The organism is uncultured Imperialibacter sp., from assembly GCF_963974565.1.
GTDB lineage: Bacteria > Bacteroidota > Bacteroidia > Cytophagales > Cyclobacteriaceae > Imperialibacter > Imperialibacter roseus.
Map to the genome: position 1 here is coordinate 59,555 of NZ_CAXBCJ010000024.1, position 26,824 is coordinate 86,378.

Consider the following 26,824-nt stretch of genomic DNA (forward strand, 5'->3'; position numbering starts at 1 on the left):
TCTTTATTCTCTTTTCATAATAGGAAATTTCTCAACACTTCGTATTTTACTGAACCTTTCAACCTTAAGGTTCAAAAAGAATGATTGAGCAATACACCAATTGGTGGGAAACCCTTACCCTGCTTCAAAAAATATACTGGTCGCTGGCAGTTCCATTCACTCTTTTTTTCCTGTTGCAGATGCTGATGACCCTCATCGGAGGTGGTGACATGGGCGACGATCTGTCTACCGATGCAGAAATAGACGCCGACACTGGCATTCCTTTTCAGTTCCTTACGTTGAAAAACCTTGTGGCCTTCTTCTCCATTTTTTCCTGGACGGGTATAGCCTGCCTGGATAGCGGCATGTCGGATGGCTGGTCGTTGGTGGCCTCCTCGGTCGCCGGGCTGGCTATGATGTTAATTATGGCCAGCATCTTTTACTTTCTTTCGAAGGCTGACGAGAGCGGCAATCTAAAAATGAGCAATGCAAAAGGAAAATTGGGTGAGGTGTACCTTACTATTGCCTCAAAGCGAAACAGCATAGGCCAAATCCAGATAAAAGTACAGGGTTCGCTGAGAACGCTGGAGGCCATCACCGACGATGAGACCGATATTAAAACGGGCAAAGTGGTGAAGGTCAGTGATGTTATAGACAATAATCTACTCTTAGTTACCGCAAACTTTAGCTGAATATGAGCGTATTCGCATTACCCGTAGTGGCCATTGTGGCCCTCTTTATTTTTATCATCCTTATCACATTTTTTAGTCGCTACAAGCGCTGCCCCTCCGACAGGGTAATGGTTGTCTACGGAAAAGTGGGCGGCGGTACCGACGGCCATAGCTCCTCCAAGTGTATCCACGGTGGCGCTGCGTTTGTGTGGCCTGTGTTTCAGGACTACGCCTTTCTCGACCTCACCCCTAATTCGATAGAGGTGAACCTTACCAATGCTCTCAGCAAGCAGAACATCCGGGTTGACGTGCCTTCCCGCTTTACTGTGGGTATCTCTACAGAAACCGGCGTGATGGAAAATGCAGCTGAAAGGCTGCTCGGGTTAACCAAAGACCATATTCATGACCTTGCCAAAGACATCATTTTTGGTCAGCTGAGGCTTGTAGTGGCCATGATGGACATTGAAGAGATCAATAGCAACCGTGACAAGTTCCTGGCGAACGTGGCCAGCAATGTGGAAGCAGAACTAAAGAAAATTGGCCTTAAGCTTATCAACGTAAACGTAACCGATATCAAGGATGAGTCGGGCTACATAGAGGCGCTTGGAAAAGAAGCAGCTGCCAAGGCTATTAACGACGCCCGCAAGAGCGTGGCTGAAAAAACCAGAGACGGATCTATCGGTGAGGCAATGGCGCACCAGGACCAGCGGGTGCAGGTGGCCGATGCCAACGCCCTTGCAAAAATTGGTGAGGCCAATGCAGCACAGAAAGAACGGATCCAAATTGCCAATGCCGACTCCAGCGCTAAAGTGGGCGAGTCGGAAGCTTTGGCAAAAGCCAATATTGGCGAAGCCGAAGCGCAAAAGACCGAAAGAATCCAGACTTCGGAAGCCAATGCAAGGGCAGTTGAAGGAGAAAACAAGGCCAAAATCGACATAGCCAACTCTGAAGCCGATAGAAGAGAAAAAGAAGCTGAGGCGCTCAGAAAAGCCATGGCGGCTGAAAAGGTGAAGCAAGCCAAAGCGCTGGAGGAGTCGTATGCAGCCGAGCAAGCAGCGGAAAATGCCAGAGCCCAACGAGACAAAGCCAGCCAAACGGCCAATATTGTGGTGCCAGCAGAAATCGACAAGCTCAAAGTAGAGATTGCCGCCGAGGCTGAAGCCGAAATGATCAGACGACGTGCCAAAGGTGAGGCCGATTCGATCATAATGAAGAGAGAGGCAGAAGCCAGGGGTATTTATGAGGTGCTGACCAAGCAGGCCGAAGGTTTGAAGCAAATAGTGAATGCTGCCGGCAACAGCTCGAAAGATGCAGCGATGCTTATTATTGCTGAAAAGCTACCGGAGCTGGTAAGGCTGCAGTCGGAGGCCATCAAGAATATCCAAATCGAGAAAATCACCGTTTGGGATTCGGGCACTGGCAAAGACGGCAAAACGTCGACAGCCAACTTCCTTTCTGGCATGTACCAGTCTGTGCCTCCACTGAAAGAAATCTTTGAGATGGCCGGCCTTGAGCTGCCAGCCTATTTGGGCGAAACTGCCAAAAAAGTAGCCGCAACGGAAGTAAAGGAAACGACCTCAGAGAAGAAGGACGAAAAACCTGCTGAAACAAAGCCGTCGCAACCAGCAAAGGGGAAAGATGATCCGAAGAAAGGATTAGGCCCTGCGCCTAAGAAGTAGAAATCTAGCGCTCCGAGAAGGCTGTTGAGGCACGTCCCGGGTCGCTTTTTCGTATTAGAATATCCCCATCATATTAATCAGCACCAGTCCGATAACTGCCGGGCACACAAAGCGAATGAAGAATCGCCAAATGGCTGCCGGAGTGATGCCCACCACAAGCTCTTTCTTGAAAAATGGAGCTCCCTCAGCTATTTCATCTGATATTTTGGTGACATCCATGACCCAACCAGTGTAAAGACAGGTCATCAGCGCCACGATCACAATGAAGAACGTGCCGAAGAAGAAGTCCATGATGTCCATTACACCCCCATAGGTGTTGCCAAATACTGTGATAGAAACATTGGTAAATATGTCGGCCCCGCCGCTGGAGAGTGCAGATGGCAGTCCCACTACTGTGGCGGCAATCCCCACCACCCAGGCAGCCTTTTTTCGGCTCCAGTTTTTGTTGTCGATGAAAAAGGAAGCCGGCACTTCAATCATTGCTATGGAAGAAGTAAGAGCAGCCAGGCAAAGCAGAAGAAAGAAAAAAGCCCCTATGATATTGCCACCTGCAGGTAACGATTCGAAAATGACTGGTAATATCTTAAAAACCAAAGTAGGACCCTGGTCTGGCTGCATGCCAAAGGCAAACACGGCAGGGAAAATCATTAATCCACCCAGCAATGCCACACCGGTATCCATAATACCTACCCAAAGACCTGAGCTTACGATGTTACTGTCCTTTGGCAGGTAAGAGCCATAGGTGATCATCATTCCCCAGCCGATACTCATAGAGAAAAAGGCCTGACCGAGAGCGGCTAGAATAGTTCCTGCTCCGATTTTGCTAAAGTCCGGAACAAGGTAGTACTCAATGCCAGCCATGGCCCCAGGAAGGGTTACACTCCTGATAATTACAACAATCAACAAAATAAACAGCACAGGCATCATGATCTTGGCTGCCTTTTCGATGCCTCCACTTATGCCCCCCAAAACGATAAGTGTAGAAGCCGCCATGAAAATGCCGAAGAGTGGTAAAATTGCGACCGGATTAGCCCGGAAAACATCAAAATCCAGAGGTATGTCGAACAGGGCGGTATACATATATCCGATTGTCCAGCCCGCAATAACGCCGTAATAAGAGAGCACAAAGAAGCTCACACAAAGCGATAATATACCCCCGCCAAATACCCAAAACTTACTTCCTCCAGTATCCTTAAATGCGCCCACAGGGTTCTTCCTGGAAAAACGACCAAGCCCCATTTCATTAAAAAGCAAGGGAGCTCCTACCAGAAGGATGCAGATAAAGTAGACAAATACAAAAGCACCGCCACCGTTCTCTCCTGTCAGGTAAGGAAATCTCCAAATGTTACCTAAGCCCACAGCAGAGCCTGCAGCGGCCATTACAAAACCAAACTTACTTCCCCAGTTATCTCTAGCCATAGTTGTTTATTTGACCTTCGAAAATAAAGGGAAAATTACAGGCCTCCATATATGGCTTGTCATATTCCACTAGCGGCAGTGAAAAAATTGACAAAGGGTGTAACCTCCGGGCCATTAAATGAAGCCAAAACGATAACAAAGAAATTGTGTTAAATGTCTGTACAGCTAAAGTTTCAGCATCCTTTTCACAAAAACCACGTAATTAGCATTATGATTACTCTACTACTACTTTTTCTGTTTAGCATTATACTCGGCTGGCTCGGTACTTTTTTCAACGTTTTCTAAGATAAACCGCTTTACCGCCAAGGTGGTTTCTGGTAAAAGGTTACATACGTTCGGCCGTTAAGTACAATCATTGGATCACCATTTTTGGGATGGTTCCGTTTTTCAAACGTAAATGACTGGTTGCCGCCCGATCTGGAACTAGCCACCAACACACTTCCCTGTAAGCTCCATGTGCCTGCATCGGACGTCTGCGAACTTGTGCCGCCTGTGGCTATCTGCGTGCCATATTGATTGGTCACGGTTGCACTGCCCGAATTTTCACTGTAGTATTCGTAGGTGCCGTTTGCATTTAAAATGATGCACTCGTCGGTGCTCCAACCTCCCGAACCGGTGCTTGCTACATTGACGTAGCACCATTTCCCTGCGAGTTCGGCCGGAGCGGAACCCGAGTTTGACGAGACTCCAGTCGGCCCGGCCGGCGGCACACTCCCGTTAAATTTGTTGTAGACAAGGCTTCCTCCAGGGCCTGTCAATGTCAAAGTATTTCCTCCCAGTTGGTACTGAAACTGCACTGCACCTTGTGGAGTGGAAAGTATCACTGTGGTGCCCTGTGTTTGGTAGTCAAAGGAATTACCGTCGATCACTACCTTGCCGTTGGCCATAAAGTCGAGCACCTGCCCCTGGCTTTCCCACTTGCCAACGATTGAGCGGGTTGGAGAATCAGCAGTCTGGGTCGGCAGTGCATTAGCAGTGGCCTGCCTTTCGGCCCCACTTTTCCCGAATGTGATGGCAGAATCCAAATCGCCTCCGGAAAGCGTTAACTGATCGCCCGCCAGGTTATACTGGTAGGTCACTACTTCGGTGGCAAATTTGATCGCTAGACTGTTGTCACCTGCGGTATAGGTAATAGATTCACCATCAAACTCTCCCGAACCATTGCTAAGGAGTAGCAAAGTCATAGTGTAACCAAATTCGGTGTTGACCCAGGTGCCTGGCAGCCCCTGACTTGTCTGTTCTTTTACTTTCGAACCAATTTGTGCCAATGCGGCCTGGTGAAAAATCAAACCGACGATAAAAATTGCCCTTTTCGTTTTCATAGGACTCGCTTTTCCATGAAAATAGTCAAAAGCGGTTGAAAATCAATGCATGCAAGGCTGATAAATTACTGAAGATCAGGTCATAAGAAGTTATGGCTAGAGCGGCCTGATCACCAAATTAAAATCTATGGTAAGCTCGTCGGCTACTTTTACGAGCCCCATCATCTTTGACGGAGGCACCATCTCGAAGTCAGTAAAACGCAGAGTTTTTGACCCTACCAGATTATAGAGGCTGTAGCTTTTTTCCCAAAAATCGAAATGGATACTCACCTCTCTTTTTCTTCCTGAGAGTTCTATGAGCATTACGGCGTCGTAGCTTGTAACGCCCGGCACTGTAGATGAAACGGCGTTCAGCGACAAAAAGCTCACTCCGATTTCAGGATATATATCAGCCTGGAGGGTTTCCTGGAAGTCGCTGGTGATCATGTTGTGCGCACAATCAAAATCGACAACAGGGAGCGATAGTTTGTTAGGGGAAAATTTGATGTATGAGGCCGTACGTTCAGACAGCTCCAGCGTGTCGGCATACTGGTACGACGACATTCCACAAGTAAATTGATTAACATTGGAAGCTCCATTAATAATCAGGGTGCTGGAGGGTTCAATCACCCACGCCACCATCCTTTTTTCGTCTCCATTGCTGAAGAAGAGAGAGTAAAAGCCAATTACTATGAGAAGAAGCTTCATATCAAAAAGAGAAAGGAATGCCCACTAAGCGGGCATTCCATAACTAACTTACCAAAAACCAACTAGAAACTAATAGCTGCTTCGATCATGATGCCTTTGAACTCGGCGTCATTGTATTTGCCAGTCCAGCCTTCAGTATATTGCTGATTAACATACTCTAGCTTGGCAACCACATTGTCGGTCATAAACCATCCGCCACCAAGGTTGATTCGGCTGATCTTTTGGGTAGTGGCCGCATCTGTGGCTTTACCGTTCACTGAGTTATATCTACCTCCAAGGAACACCTTCTCAGCAGCGCCAATTCTGTAGATGGCTTCAACCGCAGTCTGGGTGTAAGAACCGCTGCCCTGGTCTTTGCTGTTGGACACTATTTCATAGATACCGAACAACTCAAGTCCCTGATACTTAAGGAAAGGATTGATCTGAATAGCGGTCATTTGTTTGAATCTTGGGTTAAAGCGAGCGTTGGCAAAAGCACTTGTGGCGTTCACTCCGCTAGCTGCTTCAGCAAGAGAAATCAAAGTGTTGTAGTACCTGTCACCTGCCCTGTCGCCACCGTAAAGATAGGATCCGGTAGACAACCCGCTGTTCATGTACCAGCTACCTGTAATTCTGAAGCGCAGGTCATCGTTAAACTGCTTGTCGTAACCCACTTTTCCGTAGAAGGAAATTTTATTGTCGGTGGTAGGTGTAACTACCACGCTCTGGTTCAGCTTACCATTAGATATACCCAACACTCCAATGAAACCGTTGGTTTGGGCATTTGCCTCAATAAAAGCCTCAGTGGTGAAAGAGTCCATGATATAGTTACCAACAAAAGGGTTAAATATTGCCCTGGCGTTGTCAGTTCTTCTAAAGTGTGCATCACCAAAGTTGATCTCGTCTAAACCCACTCTAAAAGTAACTACCTTCATTAGTTCGGCTGCAAAACCTGGCTTAATAAAGTCAAGCTTGTCGATTTGAATATAACCACCCTTTACCCAGGATTCGTTGTGGTGCCTGGCAGAAAGGTAAGTTCTCAAGTGCATTCTCATACCATCAGACAACTGAACATCGAGGTTCAGGTTGGCTGTGGGGAGGTTTAAGTTGGTACCCAAGTCCAAAAGGCTGTCGAGCGAGTTTGTTTGGTTAATTCCCTGAAATTCGATGGCAAAGTCACCACCCACTCTCACTTTTAAGCCGTCAAAAGGTATGGTATCTGCTTTTGTAGTCTCAAAAACATTGCGGCCTTTTACGTCATTTGTTCTGTAAAATTGAAGGTCAGGTTGCTGAGCCATCAATGTGCTGGTTGCGGAAAGTCCTAAGACAATCAGTATCCCAAGAAATTTATTTAGCGTTTTCATGATAAGGGACATTTATTGGTTTTTATTTATTTAGTCAGAATAATTTCGTAGGTAATCGTTACTTCCTTTCCTGTTGAAACAGTGCCGAACATAAAAGAAGGTGGTTCCACACTGTATACTTCCATGTCAAGTGTGTAAGAACCTGTGAGTTTGTATTTGCCATCAGCCAGCGGCTCCAGCTTTCCGTCAAGACTTATGTCTTTAGTCACACCTGCGATAGTTAATTTCCCAGCCCCCTGAACAAGCGATGATCCTTTGGCTTGCGAAGTTTTCAGGTTAAATGTGATCTGTGGATTTTTGTCTGATTTAAGCGCTTTGTAGGCATTGTCATCCATCCCACTTTTATGACTCTTGAGGGTGTTAACTGGCAAACTTAGTTTCAGCCCTTCAATCGTCGCCCCTCCGTCGGCTATGCTTGCGTCCACCTTAACATCTTCTGAAACCATGGTCCAGTCATGCATGGTAGAGGTGCCAGAAACAGTAATTTTTGATCCCTTTTCAGCCTTGAAGGGCTGTCCGGCTATAGCTGCTACAGTCAGAAATACAAGGGCGGTAATTGCGAATAATCTTTTCATCTTTCTGAATAGTTTTGTGAACCATTTGATGATGCTAAGGTATAGGAGGGAGCAAGCGGAGGGTATGACACTACAAAGCAGAAAAGGTGACTTTCGTCACCCTGGGAAGGATTGATTCCAGAAATTAAATGTAAGTATGTTGCGAAAAATTCAGCTAAACAGGTATGAGTCGTCTATTTTCACACCCTGGACAAAATAATATATTGAAGTATCGTCACTTAAGTTCTGGATGTTTCTTATGCCAGCCTGTAGCCTCCTGGTAGGCTTTTGCAACCGCCAGCAAAGTCCCTTCATCAAATAGCCGGCCGGTGAAGGTAATGCTGGTGGGAGTGCCGTCATCAGAAAAGCCATTGGGCAGCACTACGGATGGGTGGCCGCTCAGGTTGGTGACTCGTAGATTGCTGCCTCCTCTGGAAGGAGCCAGGTACACATCCACTTTTTCAAAAACATCGGTCATATCTCGAATAAGTTGAGTCCTAAGCCTGTTTGCCTGGATATATTCTACAGCCGGAATTAGCCGGGATTCCCTGAAGCTGTTAGGCCAGGCCCACTTTAGCTGGTTAACCAACTGATCGTCCCGGCCGCTTAATGTCAATTCCTCAAAAGCGGCTGCAGCCTCTGCCGAAAGTATAATGGTCATATTCCCTACCGGCTGGTTAGGCAATTCAATTGGTATAAGTTGTGCTCCGAGTTCCTTCAAGACCTGCAGCGCTACGCTGTCTTGACTATGAAAGGCGTATTCTTTGTCAAAGTCACTTTTTACATAACCGATCCTGAGTGCCTTCAGATCGACAGTAGGCTCATAGTAGAACGGAAAGTCCAAAACCATAGCGTCTTTTCCGTCAGGTCCGCCAATCGCAGCCAACACAATGGCGCAGTCTTCCACATTGCGACACAATGGGCCTAGCTTGTCCATGCTCCAGCTTAGGGCCATGGCTCCGTAGCGACTTACCCGGCCATAAGTAGGCCTCAGTCCGGTTACGCCACAAACGGTGGATGGTGACACAATCGATCCCAACGTCTCCGAACCAATAGCAAACGGCAGCAAACCCGCCGAAACGGTGGATGCCGAACCCGCCGATGAACCACTGCTTCCCTTCTCGGAATTCCAGGGGTTCCGTGTTTTGCCTCCAAACCAAATATCGCCCATGGCAAGAGCGCCAAGTGTGGTTTTTGCCATCAAAACTGCCCCAGCGTTTTCCAGCCGCTCGACAACAGTCGCATCCACGTCAAACTCCTGGTCTTTGTAAGGCATGGCCCCCCAGGTCGTCTTGAAGCCTTTCTTGGACAGCAAGTCTTTGGCTCCAAAAGGAATCCCATGCAAAAGACCTTTGTGGTTACCCTGTGAAATTTCCTTGTCAGCATTTGCAGCTTTTTCAAGTGCATAGTCTTCCATGAGGGTCACGATGGCGTGCAGCTGTGGATCAAGCTTCTTAATTCTGTCTATATAAAACTGCGTAAGCTCAAGTGAGGAAATTTGTTTGGTTCGGATGAGCTCCGCCAACTCTCCGATACTCATATAAGCCAGCTCCTCGTCAGCGGCAGGTCGCAAGGTTCCACTGTAATCGCCAAATTTCAACCCTTTATAATGGCTCTGGTGGCGAAAGCCCAACGGGAGCGGATTGAACTGCATGGCAGGCACCACGTCGTCAGTTAATGGGCTCCTGCGCATGGAAAGATAGCTCTCCCTTTGCGAGGCAATGCCATCAAGCATGGAGTCAGCCTCGGCACGGGTAAGTGGCACTCCAATCAGTTCACCTGCTTTGATAATATTGTCGCAGCTAATCGTTTCCTCCTGTGTTAGCGACACGTAATGGCCCAGACAAAAAAAGACAACTGCCACGAGAGTGAATAGAGCGACCTTACCAAATACTGCTTTCATACCTAAGGATTATAGCACAGTTTAATGAATAAAATAGAATTAGGCATGTCAAATATTAGCAAGAAGCCATTTATAAATGTGGATGGTTTTCTATTTTTAGCCATGAGGAAAGAATATTGCGCCATTTTTAATGTCGGTTCTCTGGCCGTCGTACTTTTTTGTCAAGTCCTGATGGGGTGCTCACAAAAGAAAGAGGAGCCTAAAAAACCCAACATTGTTTTCATTTTCACCGACGACCAGCGAGCTGATGCACTGGGGGCAGCTGGTAACCAAATTATTAAAACGCCTAATCTGGATGCGCTTGCGGCAAGCGGTGTGCGCTTCACTAACAACTACTGCATGGGCTCTATTCATGGGGCCGTTTGCGCCCCGAGCCGAGCCATGCTCATGAGTGGCAAAAGCCTTTACCATGTATACGACAAGCTGGACACGGTCACCACCATGCCGCAGGTATTGGCCGCCAATGGTTACACTACTTTTGGAACCGGCAAATGGCACAATGGTGGCAACAGTTTTCTGGCTTCGTTTCAGCAGGGAAAGAATGTGTTTCTGGGTGGAATGGATGATCATTTCAACACAACCGTTCGTGACAAAGTGAATGACTCCACTTTTACCGAACCTATCGAAAAAGGCTTCTCCACCGACCTTTTTGCTGATGCGATGATAGACTTCATTACCTCACAAAAAGGAGCCGACAAGCCCTTCTTTGCTTACATAGCCTTCACAGCCCCTCACGACCCTAGAAGTCCATTGCCACAATACCTGGAGCAATATACGGGAGACACCGTTCCGTTACCGGCCAACTTTAAGCCCTGGCATCCTTTCAATTTTGGGGAACTAAATGAAATGCAGGTAAGAGATGAGCACCTGGCACCGTGGCCGAGAGACCCTGGAATGATTCAGGATCAACTCAGGGAATATTACGCTATGATTACCCACGCCGACAAAAGAATAGGCGACATTATCGCTTCGATTGAAGCCAGCGGTTTTGCCGACAACACGATAATAGTCTACGCTGCCGACCATGGGCTTGCCCTGGGAAGCCATGGCCTTGTGGGGAAGCAAAGCCTGTATGAGCACAGCATGAAGGCACCACTGGTATTCGCAGGCCCCGGCTTGCCAGCCAATGAAACAAGAGATGCACTGGTTTACCTCTACGACATTTTCCCTACACTTTGCAACCTTACAGGCGTAGAACCACCTGAGGGTGTGGACGGGAAAGACCTCTCGAAGGTAATTATGGGCAAAGAAGGAGGTGTTCGTACCTCGCTATTCACCACCTACAGGGGCACGCACCGGGCAGTGCGGGACAAGAAATGGAAATTGATACGATACCCTATGATCGACCACACACAACTCTTCGACCTTGAAAACGACCCTGATGAACTAGTCAACCTGGCTGGTGAAAAGGAGCACGAGGTAAAAGTGAGGGAAATGATGGGCTTGTTAGGCAGCTGGCAAAGGAGAACCGACGATACGCTGCAGCTTACAGCCAAAACAATTGTGCCAATGGAGTACGACCCAACTACTTTCGAAAGGAAACCGGACGTGCACCAACCTCCTTTTGTACTTGAAAAGTACTTCAAAGAATACAAAGCGCAACCATGATAAATAGCTCCTCAATAAAGGCACTTTCGCTGGTCACATTGGCGGCAGCACTTGGCTGCAAAATGGAACCAGCTGAGGAAACTACGCCTAAACCCAACATCATCGTTATACTGGCCGACGACCTGGGCTATGGCGATGTGAGCGCTTATGGCTCCAACACCATAAGCACTCCCAATATTGACCAACTTGCTGCCGCTGGCCTCCGCTTTACGCAAGGCTATTGTACTTCAGCCACCTGCACACCCTCGAGGTATGGGTTGCTGACAGGTGTTTATCCATGGCGAAATAAGGATGCGAGAGTATTGCCTGGCGATGCACCTGCACTGATACGGCCTGGGATGGCAACACTCCCCTCCCTTTTAAAGAAAGCTGGCTACAAAACAGCGGTGGTTGGCAAATGGCACCTTGGTCTTGGCGACGGCAATGTCAACTGGAACGAGCGCATTAGCCCAGGCCCAAACGATATCGGCTTTGACTACAGCTACATGATGGCTGCCACTAACGACAGGGTGCCAACAGTTTTTGTAGAAAACCAAAGGGTGGTTGGCCTTGAAGCACACGACCCATTGATGATCAACTATAAGGAGAATTTTCCGGGAGAGCCCACCGGCAAAGACAACCCTGAGTTGCTAAAAATGCATCCCAGCCATGGTCATGACATGAGCATTCACAACGGCATCTCCAGAATAGGCTTTATGAAAGGCGGAAAAGCTGCCCTATGGCGGGATGAAGACATGGCTGATGTATTTGTCGATAAGGCCAGGGAATTTATGACGGAGCAAAAGGATGGCCCTTTCTTCCTGTACTTTGCACTGCACCAGCCCCATGTTCCCCGCACGCCTAACGAAAGATTTGTTGGTCAATCGGGCATGGGGCCACGAGGTGATGCCATTGTGGAAGCCGACTGGTGTGTGGGCGAAATCACAAAACACCTCGAAAGCCTGGGGTTGTCAAAAAATACTTTGATCGTCTTTTCGAGCGACAACGGGCCTGTGATAGACGACGGGTATCAGGATCAGGCTGTAGAACTTCTCGGCGATCACCAGCCATTGGGCCCGCTTAGAGGCGGGAAATACAGCCTGTTCGATGGTGGTACAAGGGTTCCTTTTATTGTCAGCTGGCCTGGAAAGGTTAAAGCGGGTGTTTCGGATGCTTTGGTTTGCCAGGTCGACCTGCCAGCCTCCCTTTCATCTTTGGTAGGTGTAACGGCGGATTCCGGCACCATCGCCGACAGCAAAAACGTGATAGATGCGTTGCTTGGGAAATCTGACATCGGCCGAAGCTCGCTGGTTCTGCATGCATCGGGCACGCAAGCAATTCGCAACCTGAAGTGGTACCTTATTCCTCCAAATGATGGCCCGGCAATTTACCAGTATACCAACACAGAGTCAGGGCGTGACACAGCTATGCAACTCTATCAGATATCAGACCCTGGCCAAAAGATAAATATAGCTGCCGAAAATCCTGAGGCGGTGGCCGAATTGGAGGCACTGCTGCTGGCGGAAAAGAAGAAATAAAAAAGCCCGGCGCTCTAAAAGACCGCCGGGCTACCAAACCTAATCAACCGTGCAACGTTAAACGTTGCTGCCCCCGAAAGGGCATTACCAAACTTGGCTTGCAAAGTAGTTAATAGCAAAAATGTGTCTGCTATACACATTGTAAAAAATTGTCATGGGATTATTTACACTACTTATTAATTGATAAATGGTGACTACTAACAGGGGAGTAAATCTCTACATCGCTATGAGTCTCGATGGCTATATCGCTAAAGAAGACGACAATATTGATTTTCTGTCACAAGTACAGGTGCCTGGCGAAGACTATGGCTATGCGGAATTCACCGCTGGCATCGACACGGTCATTTGGGGCAGGAAGACCTACGACAAAGTGTTGTCATTTGGAGGAGAGTTTCACCACAAAGACAAAAAAGTGTGGGTGCTCTCCAATAGCAGAACAGGCAGGGATGAAAACGTTGAGTACTTTAATGACTTGCCGGCTCTTATTAAGAAACTCAAAAAGGAAAAGGGCAAGAACATCTACTGCGATGGTGGTGGCGACCTGGTGTTTGAGCTTTTCAAATATTCTCTGATTGACAGAGTAATCGTTTCAGTCATTCCTCATTTGCTGGGTAGCGGCATTAGATTGTTTAAAGACGGCCGCCCAGAGCAAAACCTGACCTTCAAAAAAAGCCTGACTTTCCCCTCGGGGCTGGTGCAGCTATGGTACGATAAAAAGGAAAACAAAAAGGTGTAGTGCTTTGGGCTGTAGTCCCTTGCATTTAAAGTAGATTTTTCTTAATTCCTGAGTCAAAATACATCACTATGGCCTACGAACTAAAAACAAAAGTCAACGATGTAAGCGTGGAAGGCTTTCTCGACAAAGTGGAGGATGAGAAAAAACGAAATGACGCCTTTGAGGTGCTGAAGCTGATGAAGGAGGTGACTGGCGAAAAACCAAAGATGTGGGGCTCATCTATAGTTGGTTTTGGCACCTATCGCTACAAATATGCCAGCGGACAGGAAGGTGATTGGATGATAACCGGCTTTTCGCCAAGAAAAACGAGCCTTACGCTCTATATCATGCCAGGCTTCGGCCGGTACGAAGAGCTGATGCAGAAGCTCGGAAAGTACAAAACCGGGAAGTCTTGTCTCTATATTAACAAATTGACAGACGTGGATCTTGGTATTCTTAAAACACTGGTCAAAGAGTCGGTGGATTATATGAATAAGAAGTACAATAGCTAGCGTGGAGTCACTCCACCAAGCTCACTTCCTCAGCAGGCATTGCGCCTTCTTCTTTTGAGCCTCTTTACCAGCGCCGCCTCACCAGAAGAATCATACTAAACCGCAAATTGTCAGTGCTCTTCACTGACAATCGAATTGGTGTGAAATCTAACAACGTTGATGGATGTGCTGGCCCATCCGGGGCCAAGAGTGGTTTCAATGATGTGGGGCTGGCAAGCAACTATCAATAGAGTTATTTCTACGCCTGGAAATACGTGCTGCATATCGGGAGTCATTACTGGACTAAATTATGAGAGAAAAATATTTGTTATATTTACATACGACGGATGAAAATCATCAAGGATCATATTAACGAAATATCGACCCTATGCAAAAAGCATAAGGTAATTGAGCTGTTCGCCTTTGGTTCCATACTGTCAGACTCTTTTGATGCTGACAGTGATGTCGATTTTCTGGTGAAGTTTGGTGATGTGAATTTGGCCGACTATTTCGACAACTATATGAACCTGAAAGAATCTTTGGAATCTCTACTCAACAGAAAAGTGGATCTTTTAGAAGTCCAAACCCTTCGGAATCCTATTCTAATTAAATCTATCAATAGAACCAAGGCGCTGGTTTATGGACGAAAAGGTACTGAAGTGGCTATATGACATTGATGGCTCCATCAATGAAATTGAAAGCTATTTCGACGGGCAAGCACATGACTTTGTCAGCTACCAAAGAAATCTTCTTTTGAAGAGAGGCGTCGAGAGAAATCTGGAAATTATCGGCGAAGCCGTTCGAAGGATTCTTGACAAAGAACCAGAATTCCCGATCACAAATGCTATCAGAATCGTCGGGTTGAGAAATCAAATCATTCATTCCTACGATAATATTTCTGATGAAAACATTTGGGCTATTCTGACCAAACACCTCCCCTTGCTAAAGTCCGAAATCAACCGCCTGATAAAAGATGCGGATATGGGCTAATGCTAACCTTTTGTCCCACCCCCGACCTCCTAATCCAATGCATTCCCTATTTTTGCATGTAAATCAACCGTAAGTGCGCCAACCCAACATCAAAGTCATCATCCCTGCCTTCAATGAGCAGAACGCCGTAGGTATGGTGATTGACGAGATCCCCAAAGAACTGGTATCCGAAATCATCGTCATCGACAATGGTTCGACTGACAACACCTTTGCTCAGGCACAGTCGAGAGGAGCAACGGCGCTCAGAGAAGAAAAAAGAGGCTATGGCAACGCCTGCCTTTGCGGTATGCAGCACATCGCCGGCCAGGTCGACGACCTGCCAGATATCGTGGTGTTTCTCGATGGAGACCACTCCGATTATCCTGAAGAAATGTACGAGCTGGTACAACCGATTATAGACGGCAAAGCCGATCTCGTGATCGGCTCCAGGGCTCTTGGCAAAAAAGAAAAGGGCTCCATGACACCACAGCAAATATTTGGCAACTGGTTAGCCACCACCCTCCTCCGCTGGTTTTACGGAGTGCAGTTTACTGACCTTGGGCCTTTCAGGGCTGTGAAATATGAAAGCCTGCTGCGCATTAACATGCAGGACAAAACCTATGGCTGGACTGTAGAAATGCAGCTAAAAGCGGCTAAATTGGGAATGCAAACCACCGAAGTGCCGGTAAACTATCGGCAGCGCATTGGTGTTTCCAAAGTGTCGGGCACGGTGAAAGGCACCTTCGGCGCAGGCTACAAAATACTTTGGACAATCTTCAGGTACTTATGATCGACTGGCTGGTAATAATTGGGTACGGACTCTCCTTGTCGCTGATCTTTCTGTTCAGCCTGGGACAGCTGCACCTGGCTATTCGCTACCGAAAAAACAAGAAGTTAACGCCAGCGAAAATTGCTCCACTTACAGAGTTCCCGCTGGTGACCGTACAGCTGCCTATTTATAACGAGCTGTACGTGGTGGAAAGACTGATCAGACAAGTATGCCTGCTCGACTACCCAAAAGACAAACTGGAAATTCAGGTGCTTGACGACAGTGATGATGAGACTTGCGTTGTTGTAGACAACCTGGTTGAAGAATACAAAAAGATGGGCTTCGACATTAAAGCGCTGCGTCGGCAAGAAAGAACAGGTTTCAAAGCGGGAGCCTTGCAGAATGGGCTTGAACAGGCCCGTGCTGAGTTTATTGCTATTTTCGATGCCGACTTCCTGCCAGACCCTCAATTCCTGAAGGAAACATTACCCCACTTTACCACCCCAAAAGTGGGCATGGTGCAAACCCGCTGGGGTCACCTCAATCGCAACTACTCGTGGCTGACCAAACTACAAGCCTTCGGCCTCGACGCCCATTTTTCAGTAGAGCAAACAGGCCGTAGTGCATCGGGTAGCTTCATTAACTTCAACGGCACGGGCGGTGTCTGGCGAAAGAAGTGCATTGTAGACGGCGGCGGATGGACAGCAGACACCCTCACCGAAGACCTCGACCTTAGCTACAGAGCTCAGCTGAAAGGCTGGCATTTCACGTTCCTTGAAAATGTTGAGTCTCCCGCAGAGCTGCCCATCCTTATGCCGGCAGTAAAATCACAACAGTACCGCTGGAACAAAGGCGCCGCCGAAACAGCCAGAAAAAACCTGGGGGCTGTGCTCACATCGACCTTGCCGCTGAAAAACAAGCTTCACGCCGTCCAGCATTTGCTCAACAGCTCGCTTTTCTTTTTCCTTTTCACGGCCTCACTACTCAGCCTACCCCTGCTCTACACAATGAACCATTTGCCGACATACAGCGCACTGTTCAATGCGGCCAGTGTATTTGTATTAGGTTTTCTCTTTGTTAGCTATTTCTACTGGGTTGCCAGCGGCTCTTCATTTCCCAAAAAGCCGCTAAAATACTTTCTTATTCACTTCCCCATGTTCATCACCTTCTCGATGGGCATGTCACTACACAATGCCATTGCGGTGCTTGAAGGCTGGCTCGGCATTAAGACGCCATTTTTGCGCACACCCAAATTCAACGTTCTCAAAGACAAAATATCCTGGAAAACCAACAAGTACATCAAATGGAAGCTAACACCGGCGATTGTGCTCGAAGGCCTTCTTTCCGTTTACTTTGCCTTTGGCCTTTGGTCGGCCTTCTACCTGTCCGACTTTGGGCTGATATTTTTCCATCTCATGCTTACCATAGGCTTCGGAGGCATCTTCCTACTCTCAATTAAACCTTATGGGTTTCTCGCCTCCAAAGCTTAAATGGGCCGTTGCGGGAGCGCTCTCCTGCTTGATCTATTTTTTGCTTGCCTACAAGCTTCAAAGAACAGACGCCTGGATTCTTCAGGGCTCATTCGCTTTACTTTTTCTCGCCTTCCTGGCTTTACAAAAAGCTGAATTGAAATGGATTCTTGGCCTTGCCGTCCTGTTCCGCCTGATTTTCCTATTCGCCCTCCCGGCGCTTTCTGATGACTTCTACCGATTCATATGGGATGGCTTGCTGTGGCATCAGGGCATCCATCCATTCAGCCACCCGCCATCATTTTACATGGAAGCGGGTAATGCTATTCCCACACTGACGGCCGAGCTCTACGATGGGCTCAATTCAAAAGAATACTTCACAGTGTACCCGCCATTCCATCAACTGGTATTTTGGCTGAGCACACTCACTTATAATGGTTCTTTGCTCAGCGCTATCGTCCCGATGCGGCTTTTACTCATAGCAACAGAGATCGTGTTTCTGTTTTTTATCGCCCACTATCTAAAGAAAAGTGGCAAGCCCTCCTCTTTGTTGGCCGTTTACGCCCTTAATCCGCTGGTCATCATGGAAGTGTCTGGCAACCTTCACTTTGAAGGGATGATGGCGCTGTTTCTCATTCTATCTGTCGTGTTAATTGCCGATAAGAAATTGCTTGCAGGCCCATTTGCACTAGCGGCCGCTATTGCCACCAAACTAACTCCCGTCATCGCTGGCCCCGCACTGATGTTCGCAGGCGACAAGAAAAACTGGTGGAAGGTGGTGCTGGTCACTCTGCTAGGTTCTCTGCTCTTCTTTCTGCCACTGATCGACCTTGCCTGGCTAAGCGGGCAGGGAGAAAGCCTCGATCTGTATTTTCGGAAGTTCGAATTCAACGCATCTTTTTACTACCTGCTCAGGGAAATAGGTTTTTGGTGGAAAGGGTATAATATCATCGCCACCCTCGGGCCACAATTGGCTGTTTCCGGTGGCATACTCATACTAGTCGTCAGCTGGGTCAACTGGCCAAACGGCCGGAGCCCGTTCCAGGCGCTCAGCATTGTTTTTTTCATCTACTACATGGCGGCCACCACGGTTCATCCATGGTATGTGGTGCCATTGGTAGCCCTGTCCGTGTTCTCAGGCTATAAATTCCCCATTGTGTGGTCTTATGCCATTCTATGGACATATATTGGTTACACAGCGACTGGCTACGAAATTCCCTGGTGGGCCATCATCACAGAATATTTGTTGGTTATTGGAGTTTTTGTGTGGGAAGTGGTGTTACCCCAGAGAACAAAACAGGAGGCAATAAGCTTATTAAAGAGATGACAACACCAGGAAAATTACTCTTGCTCGTTTTCGCCATTGCCTTGCCGCAGTTTACGCAAGCGCAAAGTGCTTACGACGTGCTCCTTTCTACGCTTTACAGCAAGTCGGTGCCTACCATCTCGGCTGATTCGCTGGCAAGTATCCAACAGGCAAAAAAGCCAATCTTACTTGACACAAGAGCCAAAGCTGAGTTTGATATTAGCCATCTTTCTGGCGCCAAATGGGTAGACTACGAAACGTTCAAGCCTGAAATGGTCAAAGACATTGCCAAAGACCAGCCAATTGTGGTGTACTGCTCCGTCGGCTATCGAAGCGAAAAAATTGGAGAAAAGCTGAAAGCCCTGGGCTATACCGATGTAGAAAACCTGTACGGCGGTATTTTTGAATGGAAAAACGAAGGGTACACAGTGGTCAATTCGAAAAACCAGGCAACCGACAGTGTGCATTGCTACAACAAGCTTTGGTCAGTATGGCTGAAGGAAGGGATAAAAGTATATGACTAAAGAAGCTCTCATTATTTTTGTGAAAAATGCCGAGCTGGGCAAGGTAAAGACCCGCCTGGCCAAAGACATTGGTGATGAAAAAGCGCTTGAGGTTTATCTTGAGCTGTTACAGCACACTAAAGACATCACCGCTGATCTCGTGCAAGACAAATACGTTTTCTACTCCAGCTTCATTCCCGAAAACGATATTTTCTCTAACGCCGGATACATATTGAAACAGCAAAAGGGCGATGACCTTGGCGAGCGCATGTCCAATGCATTCGAAGAAGTGGTCGGGCTTGGCTATGAAAGGGCAGCCATCATTGGCAGCGATTGTCTGGAACTGGAAGCCCCCTATATCGAAAAGGGTTTTGAGTGTCTTGCTTTTCGTGATTTCATTATTGGCCCTGCCCGTGATGGAGGTTACTACTTGCTGGGAATGAAAACTTTTGACAGCGGTATCTTCAAGGGCATTGAGTGGAGCACCAGCTCGGTGTACAAAAAGACAACTGACTATATTGAAAGCCAGAACAAAGACTTCCACAAGCTCCCGCCTCTGAGCGATGTGGACACCATCGATGATTTGGGGAGGCTCAAAACACTAATAATAGAATGAAGACCTACAACCCATTCCTTTTTGCTTTAGTCGTTCTGCTATTGGCAACAGCCTGCGATCAAGTATTTGACTCACCTGACGATCGGGGGCTCAATGAGTATTTCGACACAAGTTGGGCAAAAAACGATCTTTGGGATGATGGGCAGGCTGAAGTGGCCATTTACAATGCCGCCCGGACCATCTACAACAAACCCCGCTATTTTGATTATGTCTATATCCTGGTAAAAGAGGACTTCAATATTGAGTTCGGCGTAAAAACAGATGACTACGAAAGAACCGACCTCTATGAAGTAATGAAGGTGAACCAGTTTGCTGACATCCCTACAGACAATTATCCCTACCACTTTCTTACAAGCATCTTCTTTCACAGAAACAACCCGGTGCAAATCCATAAATTCACCAACTCCAGCCAGGAATGGTGCGGCAACACCTTCAAGATGCTGAAGGAAAAAGGCAGTCAGCTGGAGTACACCTACCACAGCTACTGGGACGGGCAGGGAGACGACACCAAAATGCTGGATGCTACCCCGCTTTGGGAAGATCAGCTGCCTTACACCCTGCGAACCCTGAAATTCAAAGACAAGCTATGGTTCCGCATGCCGGTGTATGCCACACAAATCAACAGCCGGGCCGACATGCCCCGGGTGTACGATGCGGAGTTTAGTGTGGCGCCACTTGAAGCCATCGATTCACTACCCGGTGGATTGCCACAGCAAGATACCTGGCGAGTGACGGTACAGCTGGACGAAGAAAAAATTAACCAATACATCTTCACCCAAACCTATCCAAACATCCTCGTGGAAATGGTCGCCTGGGATGGCCGTAAGCTTCGGTTGAAGGATTATAAGAGGAGCAAATACTGGGAGAGGTAAGAAAAAAAATCGCTATTTTTAGTAGATGGGACAGCTGGTTCATTTGATCATTGGCACATTTCTTATCGGCACGGGATTTCTTGTTAAATCCTATCCTATGCTCATTGCAGGCTACAACACCATGCCGGAAGACAAGAGAAAAAATGTAGACGTTGACGGGCTCTCCTCGATGATACGTAATCATTTCATCACCATGGGACTAGTCCTTGTCGTTGGTGCTTACCTTTTTCTATGGCTGGGGTGGAAGAATGTAGCCGATTCATGGCCAATTGTCTCAATCATGTGCATACTACCATTTACACTCATTCAAGCACAACGATTCGACCACAACAAGACCTCCCCTACCAAGCTACTTTCTATCGCAGCATTTGTCGTCATCTTCACTTTTGGTACTTTTTTCTTTTTACATCTCTCCATCCAGCCCCCAGAGTTTGCTATTGATGGTAATCAGCTACAGATATCAGGTTTGTTTGGAACAACAGTCACCATTGAAAATGCAAACCTGAATGATGCAATTGGAAAGATCGAACTTAAAACCAACGGTTTTCATATGGGAGAAGTGTACAAGGGGCACTTTCAAGTGCAGGGAATGGGTGAGTGCCTCCTTTTTTTGCAATCAACAGAAGGGCCGTTTATTTTGATCCATGACGGTGGAAAAGAAACGATTGTTTTAAACCAAGCTTCCGGCGATGCCACGAGGAATCTGTTCGATAAGCTCAATAAAGGCATGTAGCAAGTTTCGCAGTTCTCCCGAATGAATTCTCTTACTTCAACTTCGCCATATCCCTGACCAGTATCCTCCTGCGATCAAAGTTAATGATGTTCTGCGCTTTAAGGTCGTTTAGGATGGTCGTCACCGTCTGCCGACTGGTGCCTGTGAGGCTGGCAATGTCCTTGTGGGTAAATTTTGTCTTGATCAGCATTTCGTAGCCAACCTTCTGCCCTCTTTCTTCTGCCATTTCTCTGATGAAATCAATCACCCTGCTGCGGGCGTCCTTAAATACCAACGATTCCAGTTTGCGCTCCACCCTCTTGAGGCGAAGGCCCATCAACTTAAAAATTCGCAAACTTAAGGCCTGGTTCTCCTTCATCAACTCCTGCATATCGTCGATGGTCATCGGGCAAACCGTCGTGTTAGGATCCAGCGCCTGCGCAAAGTCTGTCCGCCGCTCTTCGCCTGCAATCGATAGCTCGCCAAAAATTTCCCCGGCACCAAGAATGGCCTTCAGGATTTCTTTTCCGTCCTCGGTATAGGAACCTATTTTAACCCGCCCTTCGGCGATAAGGTAAATATGACTCGATGGTTCGTTGGGAAAATAAATGAACTGATCCTTCTGGAAATGATTGAACGTGTGTCGCTCTTTCATGTCCGGTACTTTGTGAGGGCAGAGCACGTTGTAAAGATCTACCTCCTCAAAATACCATAAACTGGTGCGTTCACTCATAATTGGCAGGAAATCAAGGTTGAAACAAAAGCAATTTCAGCAAAAGGAACCATATTTACCATCTAAAAAGTTCATTGCCCATGGCGTTGCAGATTAGCGAATTGAATATTTACCCTGTGAAGGGATTGAAGGGGATAAGCGTAAAAGAGGCGGAGGCGCTTGAAAAAGGCTTCAGGTATGACAGGCGCTGGATGCTGACCGACACAACAGGCAAATTCATTTCGCAAAGGGAAACGCCAATGCTGGCCCTTATTCATACGGCGATCATTGGAGAATCGCTGGTCATCACCTACGAGGATAGCTCCATTATGGTACCGCTCAATAGCGAACATTATTCCGGAAGCAAAGAGAAAGTAACTATTTGGGACGATGAAGTGGAAGCACGGATCGTGGGAAAAAACTTCAACGACTGGTTTTCCGACGTACTCGGCGAAAAAGTATGGTTCTGCTTTCAGCACGAAAGCAAGAAAAGAGAAGTGGAAAAAAAATACGGAGCCAATTCCATGGTGAGCTTTGCCGATGGCTATCCCTATCTTTTCATATCCGACGCCTCGTTGAAAGACCTGAACAACAAGCTTGATCAGCCAATTCCTATGAACAGGTTTCGTCCCAATATTGTAGTGGCAAATTCAAAATCGTTTGAAGAAGACACATGGAGGAAACTCTCCGCCGGAGATGCCATTTTCCATTGCCTGAAGCGCTGCGCCAGATGTCAGGTGCCCACTATCGATCAGGAAACCGGCAAAATGGGCAAAGAGCCCACAAAAACGCTGGCAACATTCAGAAAATACGAGCACAAGGTGCTTTTTGGCATGAATGCCGTCGTGGAAAAACAGGGACTGGTGAAAGTGGGGGACGTGGTAACACTTTTGTAAACACTTGCCACACCGGTACCTCAATTGGCCTTTTCTTTTGATTTCCCCGGAGTAAGAAATACACGCTTTTATTCCGACCAAAGCAAGGACATTCGCCTTTCAGCCACTATTTTTGAGGCAAAAGGACAAGCATGTCTTATCTGTATCTCAAGGCGCTTCATATCATCTTTATTGTCACCTGGTTTGCAGGCCTGTTTTATATGGTTCGCTTGTTTATCTATCAAACCGAAACCCAGGAAAAACCTCAGCCTGAGCGCAGCATTCTCACCAAAGAATACAAGCGCATTTCGAAGCTGCTTTGGTTTGGCATTACCTGGCCATCAGCCATTTTAACGCTGATATTCGGCCCGCTTGTGCTCAACTCCCTGGGGTGGGCGCTGGCCGCCCAGCCATGGATGATCGCCAAACTGGTGTTTGTGTTCTTTCTTTATGTTTATCAGTGGGTTTGTCATGTAAAATTCAGGAACCTGCAGAAGGATGTCTATAAAGACTCCGGCTACTACCTCCGCATTTTCAATGAAGTGGCCACCATTCTTCTCGTAGCCACTGTTTTCCTTGTGGTGCTCAAAAACATTGTAAGCCTGGCATGGGGCATGGCCGGTTTGATCGCTTTTACAGGGGCACTTATGCTGGCCATCAGGAGCTATAAAAAGTGGAGAGAGAAAACTAATTCAAAGGATTGAAAATGAAAAAACTGATATTCTCGGTGATAGCGGTAGCAAGCCTTAGTGCCTGCACCAATTTCGGAGGCGAAAAAAAACTACCTATCCTTGGCCGAAGAGAAGTAACGACGGTAGAAACTGATGGTGTCGCAAAAGCCGACACTATCTACCACACCATTGCCGATTTCAGGTTTCTTGATCAGGATAGCACCTGGGTAACCAACGAAACCTACAACGACAAAATCTATGTGGCCGACTTCTTTTTCACAAGCTGCCCTACCATTTGCCCGATCATGAAAACACAAATGATCCGCATTTATGAAACGTTTGAAAACAATCCTGAAGTTGGCCTGCTAAGCTACTCCATTGACCCGGAGCATGACACCGTGGCCGTATTGCATGATTTTGCTGAACGACTGGGTGTGAAAAGCGATAAGTGGCACTTCGTTACGGGCGACAAAGATGCTATTTATGACCTGGGAGAAACGAGCTACATGGTGGTGGCGGGTGAAGACCCTGGCGCACCTGGTGGATATATCCATAGTGGTGCTTTTCTTTTGGTCGACAAAAACCGTCGCATAAGAGGTGTATATGATGGCACGGTAGAAGAAGACGTCAACACACTGATGGAAGACATGAAAATTTTACTTAAAGAATACAACAAAGAAAAATCATGAGTAGAAAGAGAATTTTAGCATTGGCACTGGTTTCGTTCATGGCTGCCAGCATTTCAATGACAAGCTGTTCTTCAGGCGACAAAAAGCAAGAAGCAAAATCGGACGATATCTACGAGGGGCTCGATGAGAGAACGAGCATCAGACTACGTCAGTACATGAGCGAGGGGGCACAACTATATAAGCAAAACTGCTCTGCTTGCCATCAAACTGAAGGCCAGGGACTTGCTGCCCTCATCCCACCCCTGGCTGGCTCCGACTTTCTGATGGCCGATGCCAAAAAAGCCGCCTGCATCATTAAAAATGGCCAAAGCGGTAAAATTACGGTAAACGGCGTGGAGTACGACGGTGTCATGCCCATGCTCAGCCTGAAAGACCTGGAGATAGCGGAAATACTGACCTATGTGTCCAACTCCTGGGGCAACAAAAAAGGCCTGATTGACGTGAATGACGTAGCGGCGTTTTTAAAAGATTGCGAAACCAAATAAACAGAGGAGGCTGCCGGTGGCAGCCTCTATTTTTTCACCTGCTTGGTGGTTGATAGACGGGCTAATCAATTGCCTTCGTCACAAGTCTCACAGCGAAGACTGGCCACTCCAATCTACTGCAGCGCCTTCCCCTCCTCCAGCGACTTTAGCATTTTGTCTCTTACGGTGTCCACTTTTTCCTTTTGATCCTTCAGATAGACCAAGACCTCCGCAATCGGCGCCTCATTGTCAGGCATTTCAAACTGCCTCATCCACTCCATCATACCTTCATTGGCATCTTCTATTGATTTAGCAGTCTGTCTCAAAGTACTTATTTCGGTCGAAAAATCCTGCTCAGTCAAAGTACTCAACGAGTCTGCCTTTGCTTGTAAGTCCTTCGCCGTTTTTCTCAGCTCTCCCATCTTAGGCATTACCTCGTCGTGTGCCGCCATCACTTCAGCCATCAAGGCATCCTTCTGCTCCTTTTGTTCATTGGAGCACGCAGTGGCCGTTGACACCATGAAAAGAAGAAACACCACCTTTTTCATTTTCATAGCCATTGGTTATTTAACTCTCTTCGTTTGCATCAGTTCGCCGGCCCTACCATCACAGCATCCTTCAGAATATACATCAGCTGGTTGTAATCCGTTTCATTCAGCTCAAGTTTGCCTCTCACCTTTATTCCGTTGGCAGTGTACTTAATTGGCTCCTTAAGATAAATTTCAATCACCGATTCAGGGCCACCGCTGCCGCAGAAAAAGCACGCAGCAACAGGCAGCGACGACAAAATGATATGATCCGGCTTAAACATCCCATCGAAAGGGATGATATAACCTGGAAGCTCAATTTCCTTGCCGGCAAGTTTTTGAATCTCATCACCAAACACCGGAATGCTCAGCTCTCCATATTCGTCTTTACCTACCTTGTAAGTTACCTTAGCCAGGGTATTCCAGTTGGCTGTAGCCAGCGATTTATTGTTGTCCTGCGCATGCGACAAATACGACATGCCAACGATAAGAAAAGCCACTGCGATCAATACTCTCTTCATAATTTATGCTCCTTTTGCAAGTACTTCAGAAATGTCAGTCTTATAGGCATTGATAGCCGGAATAAGAGAAGCTATCACTCCCAGAAGTAAACTTATATATAATATGTAAAGTTCGGAAGGCAAAAATACAAGGCCGGTGATGCCTGTGGATGACCCTTTTAAAATGAACCTGGCCAGCAGTTCTACTACGCCATGGCCAAGCAAAAACCCAACCCCGGCTCCCAGCAACGTGATGATAACGCCCTCCATAACAATGTGGACGAAAAGCCTGAGCCTGGATGCCCCCAAAGACCGCATGATGGCCAGATCGTACTGTCTTTCCTTCAACGAGTTGTACAGTGCTATAAAAATGCTTAACCCAGCCATTGCTATGATCAGGTAGGCAAAGCCCTGCACCACATCGACCCCTATGCCAATCAATGAGAAAAGCCGGGCCGTTTCAAAGGCCGGTGAAGCAGCCTGCATGCTGCTTTGGGTATTCACCATGCGGGGAAGCTGAACCGCCGCCATCGGGCCCCGATACTGCACCAGCAATGAGGTTACCTCTTTTTCTTCGAGCTGCTCTGGTGTGACTGGTATGCCCAAAACTTCCATCGCCGCCGTATCCGGCAAGTTCTCGTGCCCGTCCTCTGCTTCATCATGGCCATGCATCAGCCATACACTTGGAATACTTGTTAAAATAAGGTTGTCCACCACCTTGCCCGTGGGTTGTAGTATTCCCACCACCTTATAGGCATGAGCGTCATGCGCCTCACCCCCATCAGCCATGCCGTGTTCTCCAAAAAAGGTGTCGCCAACGGCAAGGCTCAACGTTTGTGCGGCAGCTGCCCCGAGTGTTACTTCGCAGTCGTCCGCCCAGAGTACTCCATCATCAAGGGCCAAGCCGTACAGCTCAGCAAATCCCCTGGTCGAGCCCACAATTCTTAAAGATTTGTAGCTATCCCCCAGCGCTAGTGGAATCACGTTTTTTACCAACCTGTTCCTGGCCAGTTTGGCTGCTTCATTGAGAGGTATGTTCCCCGTTGGGTAGTCAATATGGTAGATGCTTCCGAGTATTATTTGAAGAGGGCTGCCTTTAGCCCCCACCACAAGATCAATTCCGCTGGCATTTTCCGAGAGCTTTTCCTGCACCTGCTGACTTACAAGAAGCAAAACGACAATAATGCCTATTCCGAACGACAGCAATAGCACATTGAGTGCTGTACTCAGCGGCTTGCCTTTTATGTACTTCCAGCTTAAAACAAAAAGGTTCATATCTCTA

General features: G+C 47.4%; 30 protein-coding genes. 19 read left to right on the forward strand and 11 right to left on the reverse strand.

Translation table 11 applies throughout. The annotated features are described in order from the left end of the window. The first annotated feature begins 80 nt into the window (after positions 1-80). Positions 81-671 carry a hypothetical protein gene (locus tag AAC052_RS24385; protein ID WP_317489675.1) on the forward strand — a complete coding sequence of 197 codons (591 nt, stop codon included), beginning with the start codon at positions 81-83 and terminating at the stop codon, positions 669-671. 2 nt (positions 672-673) lie between these two features. Continuing rightward, on the forward strand, positions 674-2,329 hold the full coding sequence (locus AAC052_RS24390) for an SPFH domain-containing protein (protein ID WP_317489674.1): 1,656 nt from the start codon (positions 674-676) through the stop codon (positions 2,327-2,329). Positions 2,330-2,383: 54 nt separating this feature from the next. Here the strand turns inward: AAC052_RS24390 and AAC052_RS24395 are convergent, their stop codons facing one another. The 6 genes from AAC052_RS24395 to AAC052_RS24420 form a co-directional block, all read right to left on the reverse strand. Beyond that, the gene (locus AAC052_RS24395) at positions 2,384-3,748 is read right to left on the reverse strand and encodes a sodium-dependent transporter (protein WP_317489673.1); all 1,365 of its coding nucleotides are present in this window, start codon (positions 3,746-3,748) and stop codon (positions 2,384-2,386) included. Between the two features lie 296 nt (positions 3,749-4,044). Beyond that, positions 4,045-5,070 carry a hypothetical protein gene (locus AAC052_RS24400; RefSeq protein ID WP_339815835.1) on the reverse strand — a complete coding sequence of 342 codons (1,026 nt, stop codon included), beginning with the start codon at positions 5,068-5,070 and terminating at the stop codon, positions 4,045-4,047. Between the two features lie 96 nt (positions 5,071-5,166). Beyond that, positions 5,167-5,757, reverse strand: a complete 591-nt coding sequence (locus tag AAC052_RS24405; protein WP_317489671.1) for a hypothetical protein — start codon at positions 5,755-5,757, stop codon at positions 5,167-5,169. Positions 5,758-5,819: 62 nt separating this feature from the next. Next, positions 5,820-7,100: a hypothetical protein gene (locus AAC052_RS24410; protein ID WP_317489670.1), complete on the reverse strand. Its 1,281-nt coding sequence runs from the start codon at positions 7,098-7,100 to the stop codon at positions 5,820-5,822. 26 nt (positions 7,101-7,126) lie between these two features. Continuing rightward, positions 7,127-7,675, reverse strand: coding sequence for a YceI family protein (locus AAC052_RS24415; RefSeq protein ID WP_339815837.1), 549 nt, complete (start codon positions 7,673-7,675; stop codon positions 7,127-7,129). 214 nt (positions 7,676-7,889) lie between these two features. Further along, positions 7,890-9,557, reverse strand: coding sequence for an amidase (locus AAC052_RS24420; protein WP_339815838.1), 1,668 nt, complete (start codon positions 9,555-9,557; stop codon positions 7,890-7,892). A 45-nt stretch (positions 9,558-9,602) separates the two neighbouring features. Between AAC052_RS24420 and AAC052_RS24425 the strand changes: the two genes are divergently transcribed. The 4 genes from AAC052_RS24425 to AAC052_RS24440 all read left to right on the forward strand — a co-directional run bounded on the left by AAC052_RS24425 (position 9,603) and on the right by AAC052_RS24440 (position 13,909). Then, complete coding sequence (locus tag AAC052_RS24425) at positions 9,603-11,165, forward strand: sulfatase-like hydrolase/transferase (protein ID WP_339815839.1); 1,563 nt, start codon at positions 9,603-9,605, stop codon at positions 11,163-11,165. Continuing rightward, positions 11,162-12,682: an arylsulfatase gene (locus AAC052_RS24430; protein WP_339815840.1), complete on the forward strand. Its 1,521-nt coding sequence runs from the start codon at positions 11,162-11,164 to the stop codon at positions 12,680-12,682. The genes AAC052_RS24425 and AAC052_RS24430 overlap by 4 nt, the downstream gene beginning before the upstream one ends. A gap of 187 nt (positions 12,683-12,869) precedes the next feature. Continuing rightward, a complete protein-coding gene (locus tag AAC052_RS24435) occupies positions 12,870-13,418 on the forward strand; it encodes a dihydrofolate reductase family protein (protein ID WP_339815841.1) in 549 nt (182 codons plus the stop codon). Positions 13,419-13,486: 68 nt separating this feature from the next. Next, positions 13,487-13,909 (forward strand): DUF1801 domain-containing protein, encoded by a 423-nt coding sequence (locus AAC052_RS24440; protein ID WP_317489664.1) that lies wholly within the window; start codon positions 13,487-13,489, stop codon positions 13,907-13,909. 110 nt (positions 13,910-14,019) lie between these two features. On the opposite strand, the gene AAC052_RS24445 is transcribed toward AAC052_RS24440, so the two are convergent. Continuing rightward, a complete protein-coding gene (locus tag AAC052_RS24445; protein ID WP_339815842.1) occupies positions 14,020-14,172 on the reverse strand; it encodes a hypothetical protein in 153 nt (50 codons plus the stop codon). A gap of 63 nt (positions 14,173-14,235) precedes the next feature. On the opposite strand from AAC052_RS24445, the gene AAC052_RS24450 reads away from it, so the two are divergent. From AAC052_RS24450 to AAC052_RS24490, 9 genes are all read left to right on the forward strand, one after another. After that, positions 14,236-14,559, forward strand: a complete 324-nt coding sequence (locus tag AAC052_RS24450; RefSeq protein ID WP_339815843.1) for a nucleotidyltransferase domain-containing protein — start codon at positions 14,236-14,238, stop codon at positions 14,557-14,559. After that, entirely contained in the window at positions 14,528-14,878 is a 351-nt protein-coding gene (locus AAC052_RS24455) for a HepT-like ribonuclease domain-containing protein (protein WP_317489661.1), read from the forward strand. The genes AAC052_RS24450 and AAC052_RS24455 overlap by 32 nt, the downstream gene beginning before the upstream one ends. 73 nt (positions 14,879-14,951) lie before the next feature. Beyond that, positions 14,952-15,647 carry a glycosyltransferase family 2 protein gene (locus tag AAC052_RS24460; protein WP_339815844.1) on the forward strand — a complete coding sequence of 232 codons (696 nt, stop codon included), beginning with the start codon at positions 14,952-14,954 and terminating at the stop codon, positions 15,645-15,647. Beyond that, positions 15,644-17,116 (forward strand): glycosyltransferase, encoded by a 1,473-nt coding sequence (locus AAC052_RS24465; RefSeq protein ID WP_339815846.1) that lies wholly within the window; start codon positions 15,644-15,646, stop codon positions 17,114-17,116. The genes AAC052_RS24460 and AAC052_RS24465 overlap by 4 nt, the downstream gene beginning before the upstream one ends. Then, positions 17,091-18,422 carry a hypothetical protein gene (locus tag AAC052_RS24470; RefSeq protein ID WP_339815847.1) on the forward strand — a complete coding sequence of 444 codons (1,332 nt, stop codon included), beginning with the start codon at positions 17,091-17,093 and terminating at the stop codon, positions 18,420-18,422. The genes AAC052_RS24465 and AAC052_RS24470 overlap by 26 nt, the downstream gene beginning before the upstream one ends. Next, entirely contained in the window at positions 18,419-18,925 is a 507-nt protein-coding gene (locus AAC052_RS24475; protein ID WP_339815849.1) for a rhodanese-like domain-containing protein, read from the forward strand. Before AAC052_RS24470 ends, AAC052_RS24475 begins: the two co-directional genes overlap by 4 nt. Then, positions 18,918-19,520 (forward strand): TIGR04282 family arsenosugar biosynthesis glycosyltransferase, encoded by a 603-nt coding sequence (locus AAC052_RS24480; protein ID WP_339815850.1) that lies wholly within the window; start codon positions 18,918-18,920, stop codon positions 19,518-19,520. The genes AAC052_RS24475 and AAC052_RS24480 overlap by 8 nt, the downstream gene beginning before the upstream one ends. Continuing rightward, on the forward strand, positions 19,517-20,392 hold the full coding sequence (locus tag AAC052_RS24485) for a hypothetical protein (RefSeq protein WP_317489655.1): 876 nt from the start codon (positions 19,517-19,519) through the stop codon (positions 20,390-20,392). The genes AAC052_RS24480 and AAC052_RS24485 overlap by 4 nt, the downstream gene beginning before the upstream one ends. A gap of 25 nt (positions 20,393-20,417) precedes the next feature. Next, entirely contained in the window at positions 20,418-21,125 is a 708-nt protein-coding gene (locus tag AAC052_RS24490; RefSeq protein WP_339815851.1) for a DUF3784 domain-containing protein, read from the forward strand. A 31-nt stretch (positions 21,126-21,156) separates the two neighbouring features. Here the strand turns inward: AAC052_RS24490 and AAC052_RS24495 are convergent, their stop codons facing one another. Continuing rightward, positions 21,157-21,837 carry a Crp/Fnr family transcriptional regulator gene (locus AAC052_RS24495; protein WP_317489653.1) on the reverse strand — a complete coding sequence of 227 codons (681 nt, stop codon included), beginning with the start codon at positions 21,835-21,837 and terminating at the stop codon, positions 21,157-21,159. Between the two features lie 80 nt (positions 21,838-21,917). Between AAC052_RS24495 and AAC052_RS24500 the strand changes: the two genes are divergently transcribed. The 4 genes from AAC052_RS24500 (at position 21,918) to AAC052_RS24515 (ending at position 24,536) form a co-directional block, all read left to right on the forward strand. Next, positions 21,918-22,712 (forward strand): MOSC N-terminal beta barrel domain-containing protein, encoded by a 795-nt coding sequence (locus tag AAC052_RS24500; protein ID WP_339815852.1) that lies wholly within the window; start codon positions 21,918-21,920, stop codon positions 22,710-22,712. A 131-nt stretch (positions 22,713-22,843) separates the two neighbouring features. Beyond that, positions 22,844-23,395 carry a CopD family protein gene (locus AAC052_RS24505; RefSeq protein ID WP_317489651.1) on the forward strand — a complete coding sequence of 184 codons (552 nt, stop codon included), beginning with the start codon at positions 22,844-22,846 and terminating at the stop codon, positions 23,393-23,395. Between the two features lie 2 nt (positions 23,396-23,397). After that, the gene (locus AAC052_RS24510) at positions 23,398-24,051 is read left to right on the forward strand and encodes an SCO family protein (protein WP_317489650.1); all 654 of its coding nucleotides are present in this window, start codon (positions 23,398-23,400) and stop codon (positions 24,049-24,051) included. Next, positions 24,048-24,536: a cytochrome c gene (locus tag AAC052_RS24515; protein WP_339815853.1), complete on the forward strand. Its 489-nt coding sequence runs from the start codon at positions 24,048-24,050 to the stop codon at positions 24,534-24,536. Before AAC052_RS24510 ends, AAC052_RS24515 begins: the two co-directional genes overlap by 4 nt. Before the next feature lie 113 nt (positions 24,537-24,649). On the opposite strand, the gene AAC052_RS24520 is transcribed toward AAC052_RS24515, so the two are convergent. Genes AAC052_RS24520 through AAC052_RS24530 form a run of 3 tightly spaced genes read right to left on the reverse strand, consistent with a single transcriptional unit; the run spans position 24,650 to position 26,817 of the window. Beyond that, complete coding sequence (locus AAC052_RS24520; protein ID WP_339815854.1) at positions 24,650-25,069, reverse strand: hypothetical protein; 420 nt, start codon at positions 25,067-25,069, stop codon at positions 24,650-24,652. Between the two features lie 32 nt (positions 25,070-25,101). Beyond that, positions 25,102-25,563, reverse strand: a complete 462-nt coding sequence (locus AAC052_RS24525; RefSeq protein WP_317489647.1) for a hypothetical protein — start codon at positions 25,561-25,563, stop codon at positions 25,102-25,104. 3 nt (positions 25,564-25,566) lie between these two features. Continuing rightward, a complete protein-coding gene (locus AAC052_RS24530; RefSeq protein WP_339815855.1) occupies positions 25,567-26,817 on the reverse strand; it encodes an FtsX-like permease family protein in 1,251 nt (416 codons plus the stop codon). Positions 26,818-26,824: the final 7 nt, after the last annotated feature.

What these genes read in the sequence shown, in the direction of transcription:
- AAC052_RS24385 (WP_317489675.1), top strand. Translation starts at nt 81, where the DNA reads ATGATTGAGCAATACACCAATTGGTGGGAAACCCTTACCCTGCTTCAA.
- AAC052_RS24390 (WP_317489674.1), top strand. Translation starts at nt 674, where the DNA reads ATGAGCGTATTCGCATTACCCGTAGTGGCCATTGTGGCCCTCTTTATT.
- AAC052_RS24395 (WP_317489673.1), bottom strand. Translation starts at nt 3,748, where the DNA reads ATGGCTAGAGATAACTGGGGAAGTAAGTTTGGTTTTGTAATGGCCGCT.
- AAC052_RS24400 (WP_339815835.1), bottom strand. Translation starts at nt 5,070, where the DNA reads ATGAAAACGAAAAGGGCAATTTTTATCGTCGGTTTGATTTTTCACCAG.
- AAC052_RS24405 (WP_317489671.1), bottom strand. Translation starts at nt 5,757, where the DNA reads ATGAAGCTTCTTCTCATAGTAATTGGCTTTTACTCTCTCTTCTTCAGC.
- AAC052_RS24410 (WP_317489670.1), bottom strand. Translation starts at nt 7,100, where the DNA reads ATGAAAACGCTAAATAAATTTCTTGGGATACTGATTGTCTTAGGACTT.
- AAC052_RS24415 (WP_339815837.1), bottom strand. Translation starts at nt 7,675, where the DNA reads ATGAAAAGATTATTCGCAATTACCGCCCTTGTATTTCTGACTGTAGCA.
- AAC052_RS24420 (WP_339815838.1), bottom strand. Translation starts at nt 9,557, where the DNA reads ATGAAAGCAGTATTTGGTAAGGTCGCTCTATTCACTCTCGTGGCAGTT.
- AAC052_RS24425 (WP_339815839.1), top strand. Translation starts at nt 9,603, where the DNA reads ATGTCAAATATTAGCAAGAAGCCATTTATAAATGTGGATGGTTTTCTA.
- AAC052_RS24430 (WP_339815840.1), top strand. Translation starts at nt 11,162, where the DNA reads ATGATAAATAGCTCCTCAATAAAGGCACTTTCGCTGGTCACATTGGCG.
- AAC052_RS24435 (WP_339815841.1), top strand. Translation starts at nt 12,870, where the DNA reads ATGGTGACTACTAACAGGGGAGTAAATCTCTACATCGCTATGAGTCTC.
- AAC052_RS24440 (WP_317489664.1), top strand. Translation starts at nt 13,487, where the DNA reads ATGGCCTACGAACTAAAAACAAAAGTCAACGATGTAAGCGTGGAAGGC.
- AAC052_RS24445 (WP_339815842.1), bottom strand. Translation starts at nt 14,172, where the DNA reads ATGCAGCACGTATTTCCAGGCGTAGAAATAACTCTATTGATAGTTGCT.
- AAC052_RS24450 (WP_339815843.1), top strand. Translation starts at nt 14,236, where the DNA reads ATGAAAATCATCAAGGATCATATTAACGAAATATCGACCCTATGCAAA.
- AAC052_RS24455 (WP_317489661.1), top strand. Translation starts at nt 14,528, where the DNA reads ATGGACGAAAAGGTACTGAAGTGGCTATATGACATTGATGGCTCCATC.
- AAC052_RS24465 (WP_339815846.1), top strand. Translation starts at nt 15,644, where the DNA reads ATGATCGACTGGCTGGTAATAATTGGGTACGGACTCTCCTTGTCGCTG.
- AAC052_RS24470 (WP_339815847.1), top strand. Translation starts at nt 17,091, where the DNA reads ATGGGTTTCTCGCCTCCAAAGCTTAAATGGGCCGTTGCGGGAGCGCTC.
- AAC052_RS24475 (WP_339815849.1), top strand. Translation starts at nt 18,419, where the DNA reads ATGACAACACCAGGAAAATTACTCTTGCTCGTTTTCGCCATTGCCTTG.
- AAC052_RS24480 (WP_339815850.1), top strand. Translation starts at nt 18,918, where the DNA reads ATGACTAAAGAAGCTCTCATTATTTTTGTGAAAAATGCCGAGCTGGGC.
- AAC052_RS24485 (WP_317489655.1), top strand. Translation starts at nt 19,517, where the DNA reads ATGAAGACCTACAACCCATTCCTTTTTGCTTTAGTCGTTCTGCTATTG.
- AAC052_RS24490 (WP_339815851.1), top strand. Translation starts at nt 20,418, where the DNA reads ATGGGACAGCTGGTTCATTTGATCATTGGCACATTTCTTATCGGCACG.
- AAC052_RS24495 (WP_317489653.1), bottom strand. Translation starts at nt 21,837, where the DNA reads ATGAGTGAACGCACCAGTTTATGGTATTTTGAGGAGGTAGATCTTTAC.
- AAC052_RS24500 (WP_339815852.1), top strand. Translation starts at nt 21,918, where the DNA reads ATGGCGTTGCAGATTAGCGAATTGAATATTTACCCTGTGAAGGGATTG.
- AAC052_RS24505 (WP_317489651.1), top strand. Translation starts at nt 22,844, where the DNA reads ATGTCTTATCTGTATCTCAAGGCGCTTCATATCATCTTTATTGTCACC.
- AAC052_RS24510 (WP_317489650.1), top strand. Translation starts at nt 23,398, where the DNA reads ATGAAAAAACTGATATTCTCGGTGATAGCGGTAGCAAGCCTTAGTGCC.
- AAC052_RS24515 (WP_339815853.1), top strand. Translation starts at nt 24,048, where the DNA reads ATGAGTAGAAAGAGAATTTTAGCATTGGCACTGGTTTCGTTCATGGCT.
- AAC052_RS24520 (WP_339815854.1), bottom strand. Translation starts at nt 25,069, where the DNA reads ATGAAAATGAAAAAGGTGGTGTTTCTTCTTTTCATGGTGTCAACGGCC.
- AAC052_RS24525 (WP_317489647.1), bottom strand. Translation starts at nt 25,563, where the DNA reads ATGAAGAGAGTATTGATCGCAGTGGCTTTTCTTATCGTTGGCATGTCG.
- AAC052_RS24530 (WP_339815855.1), bottom strand. Translation starts at nt 26,817, where the DNA reads ATGAACCTTTTTGTTTTAAGCTGGAAGTACATAAAAGGCAAGCCGCTG.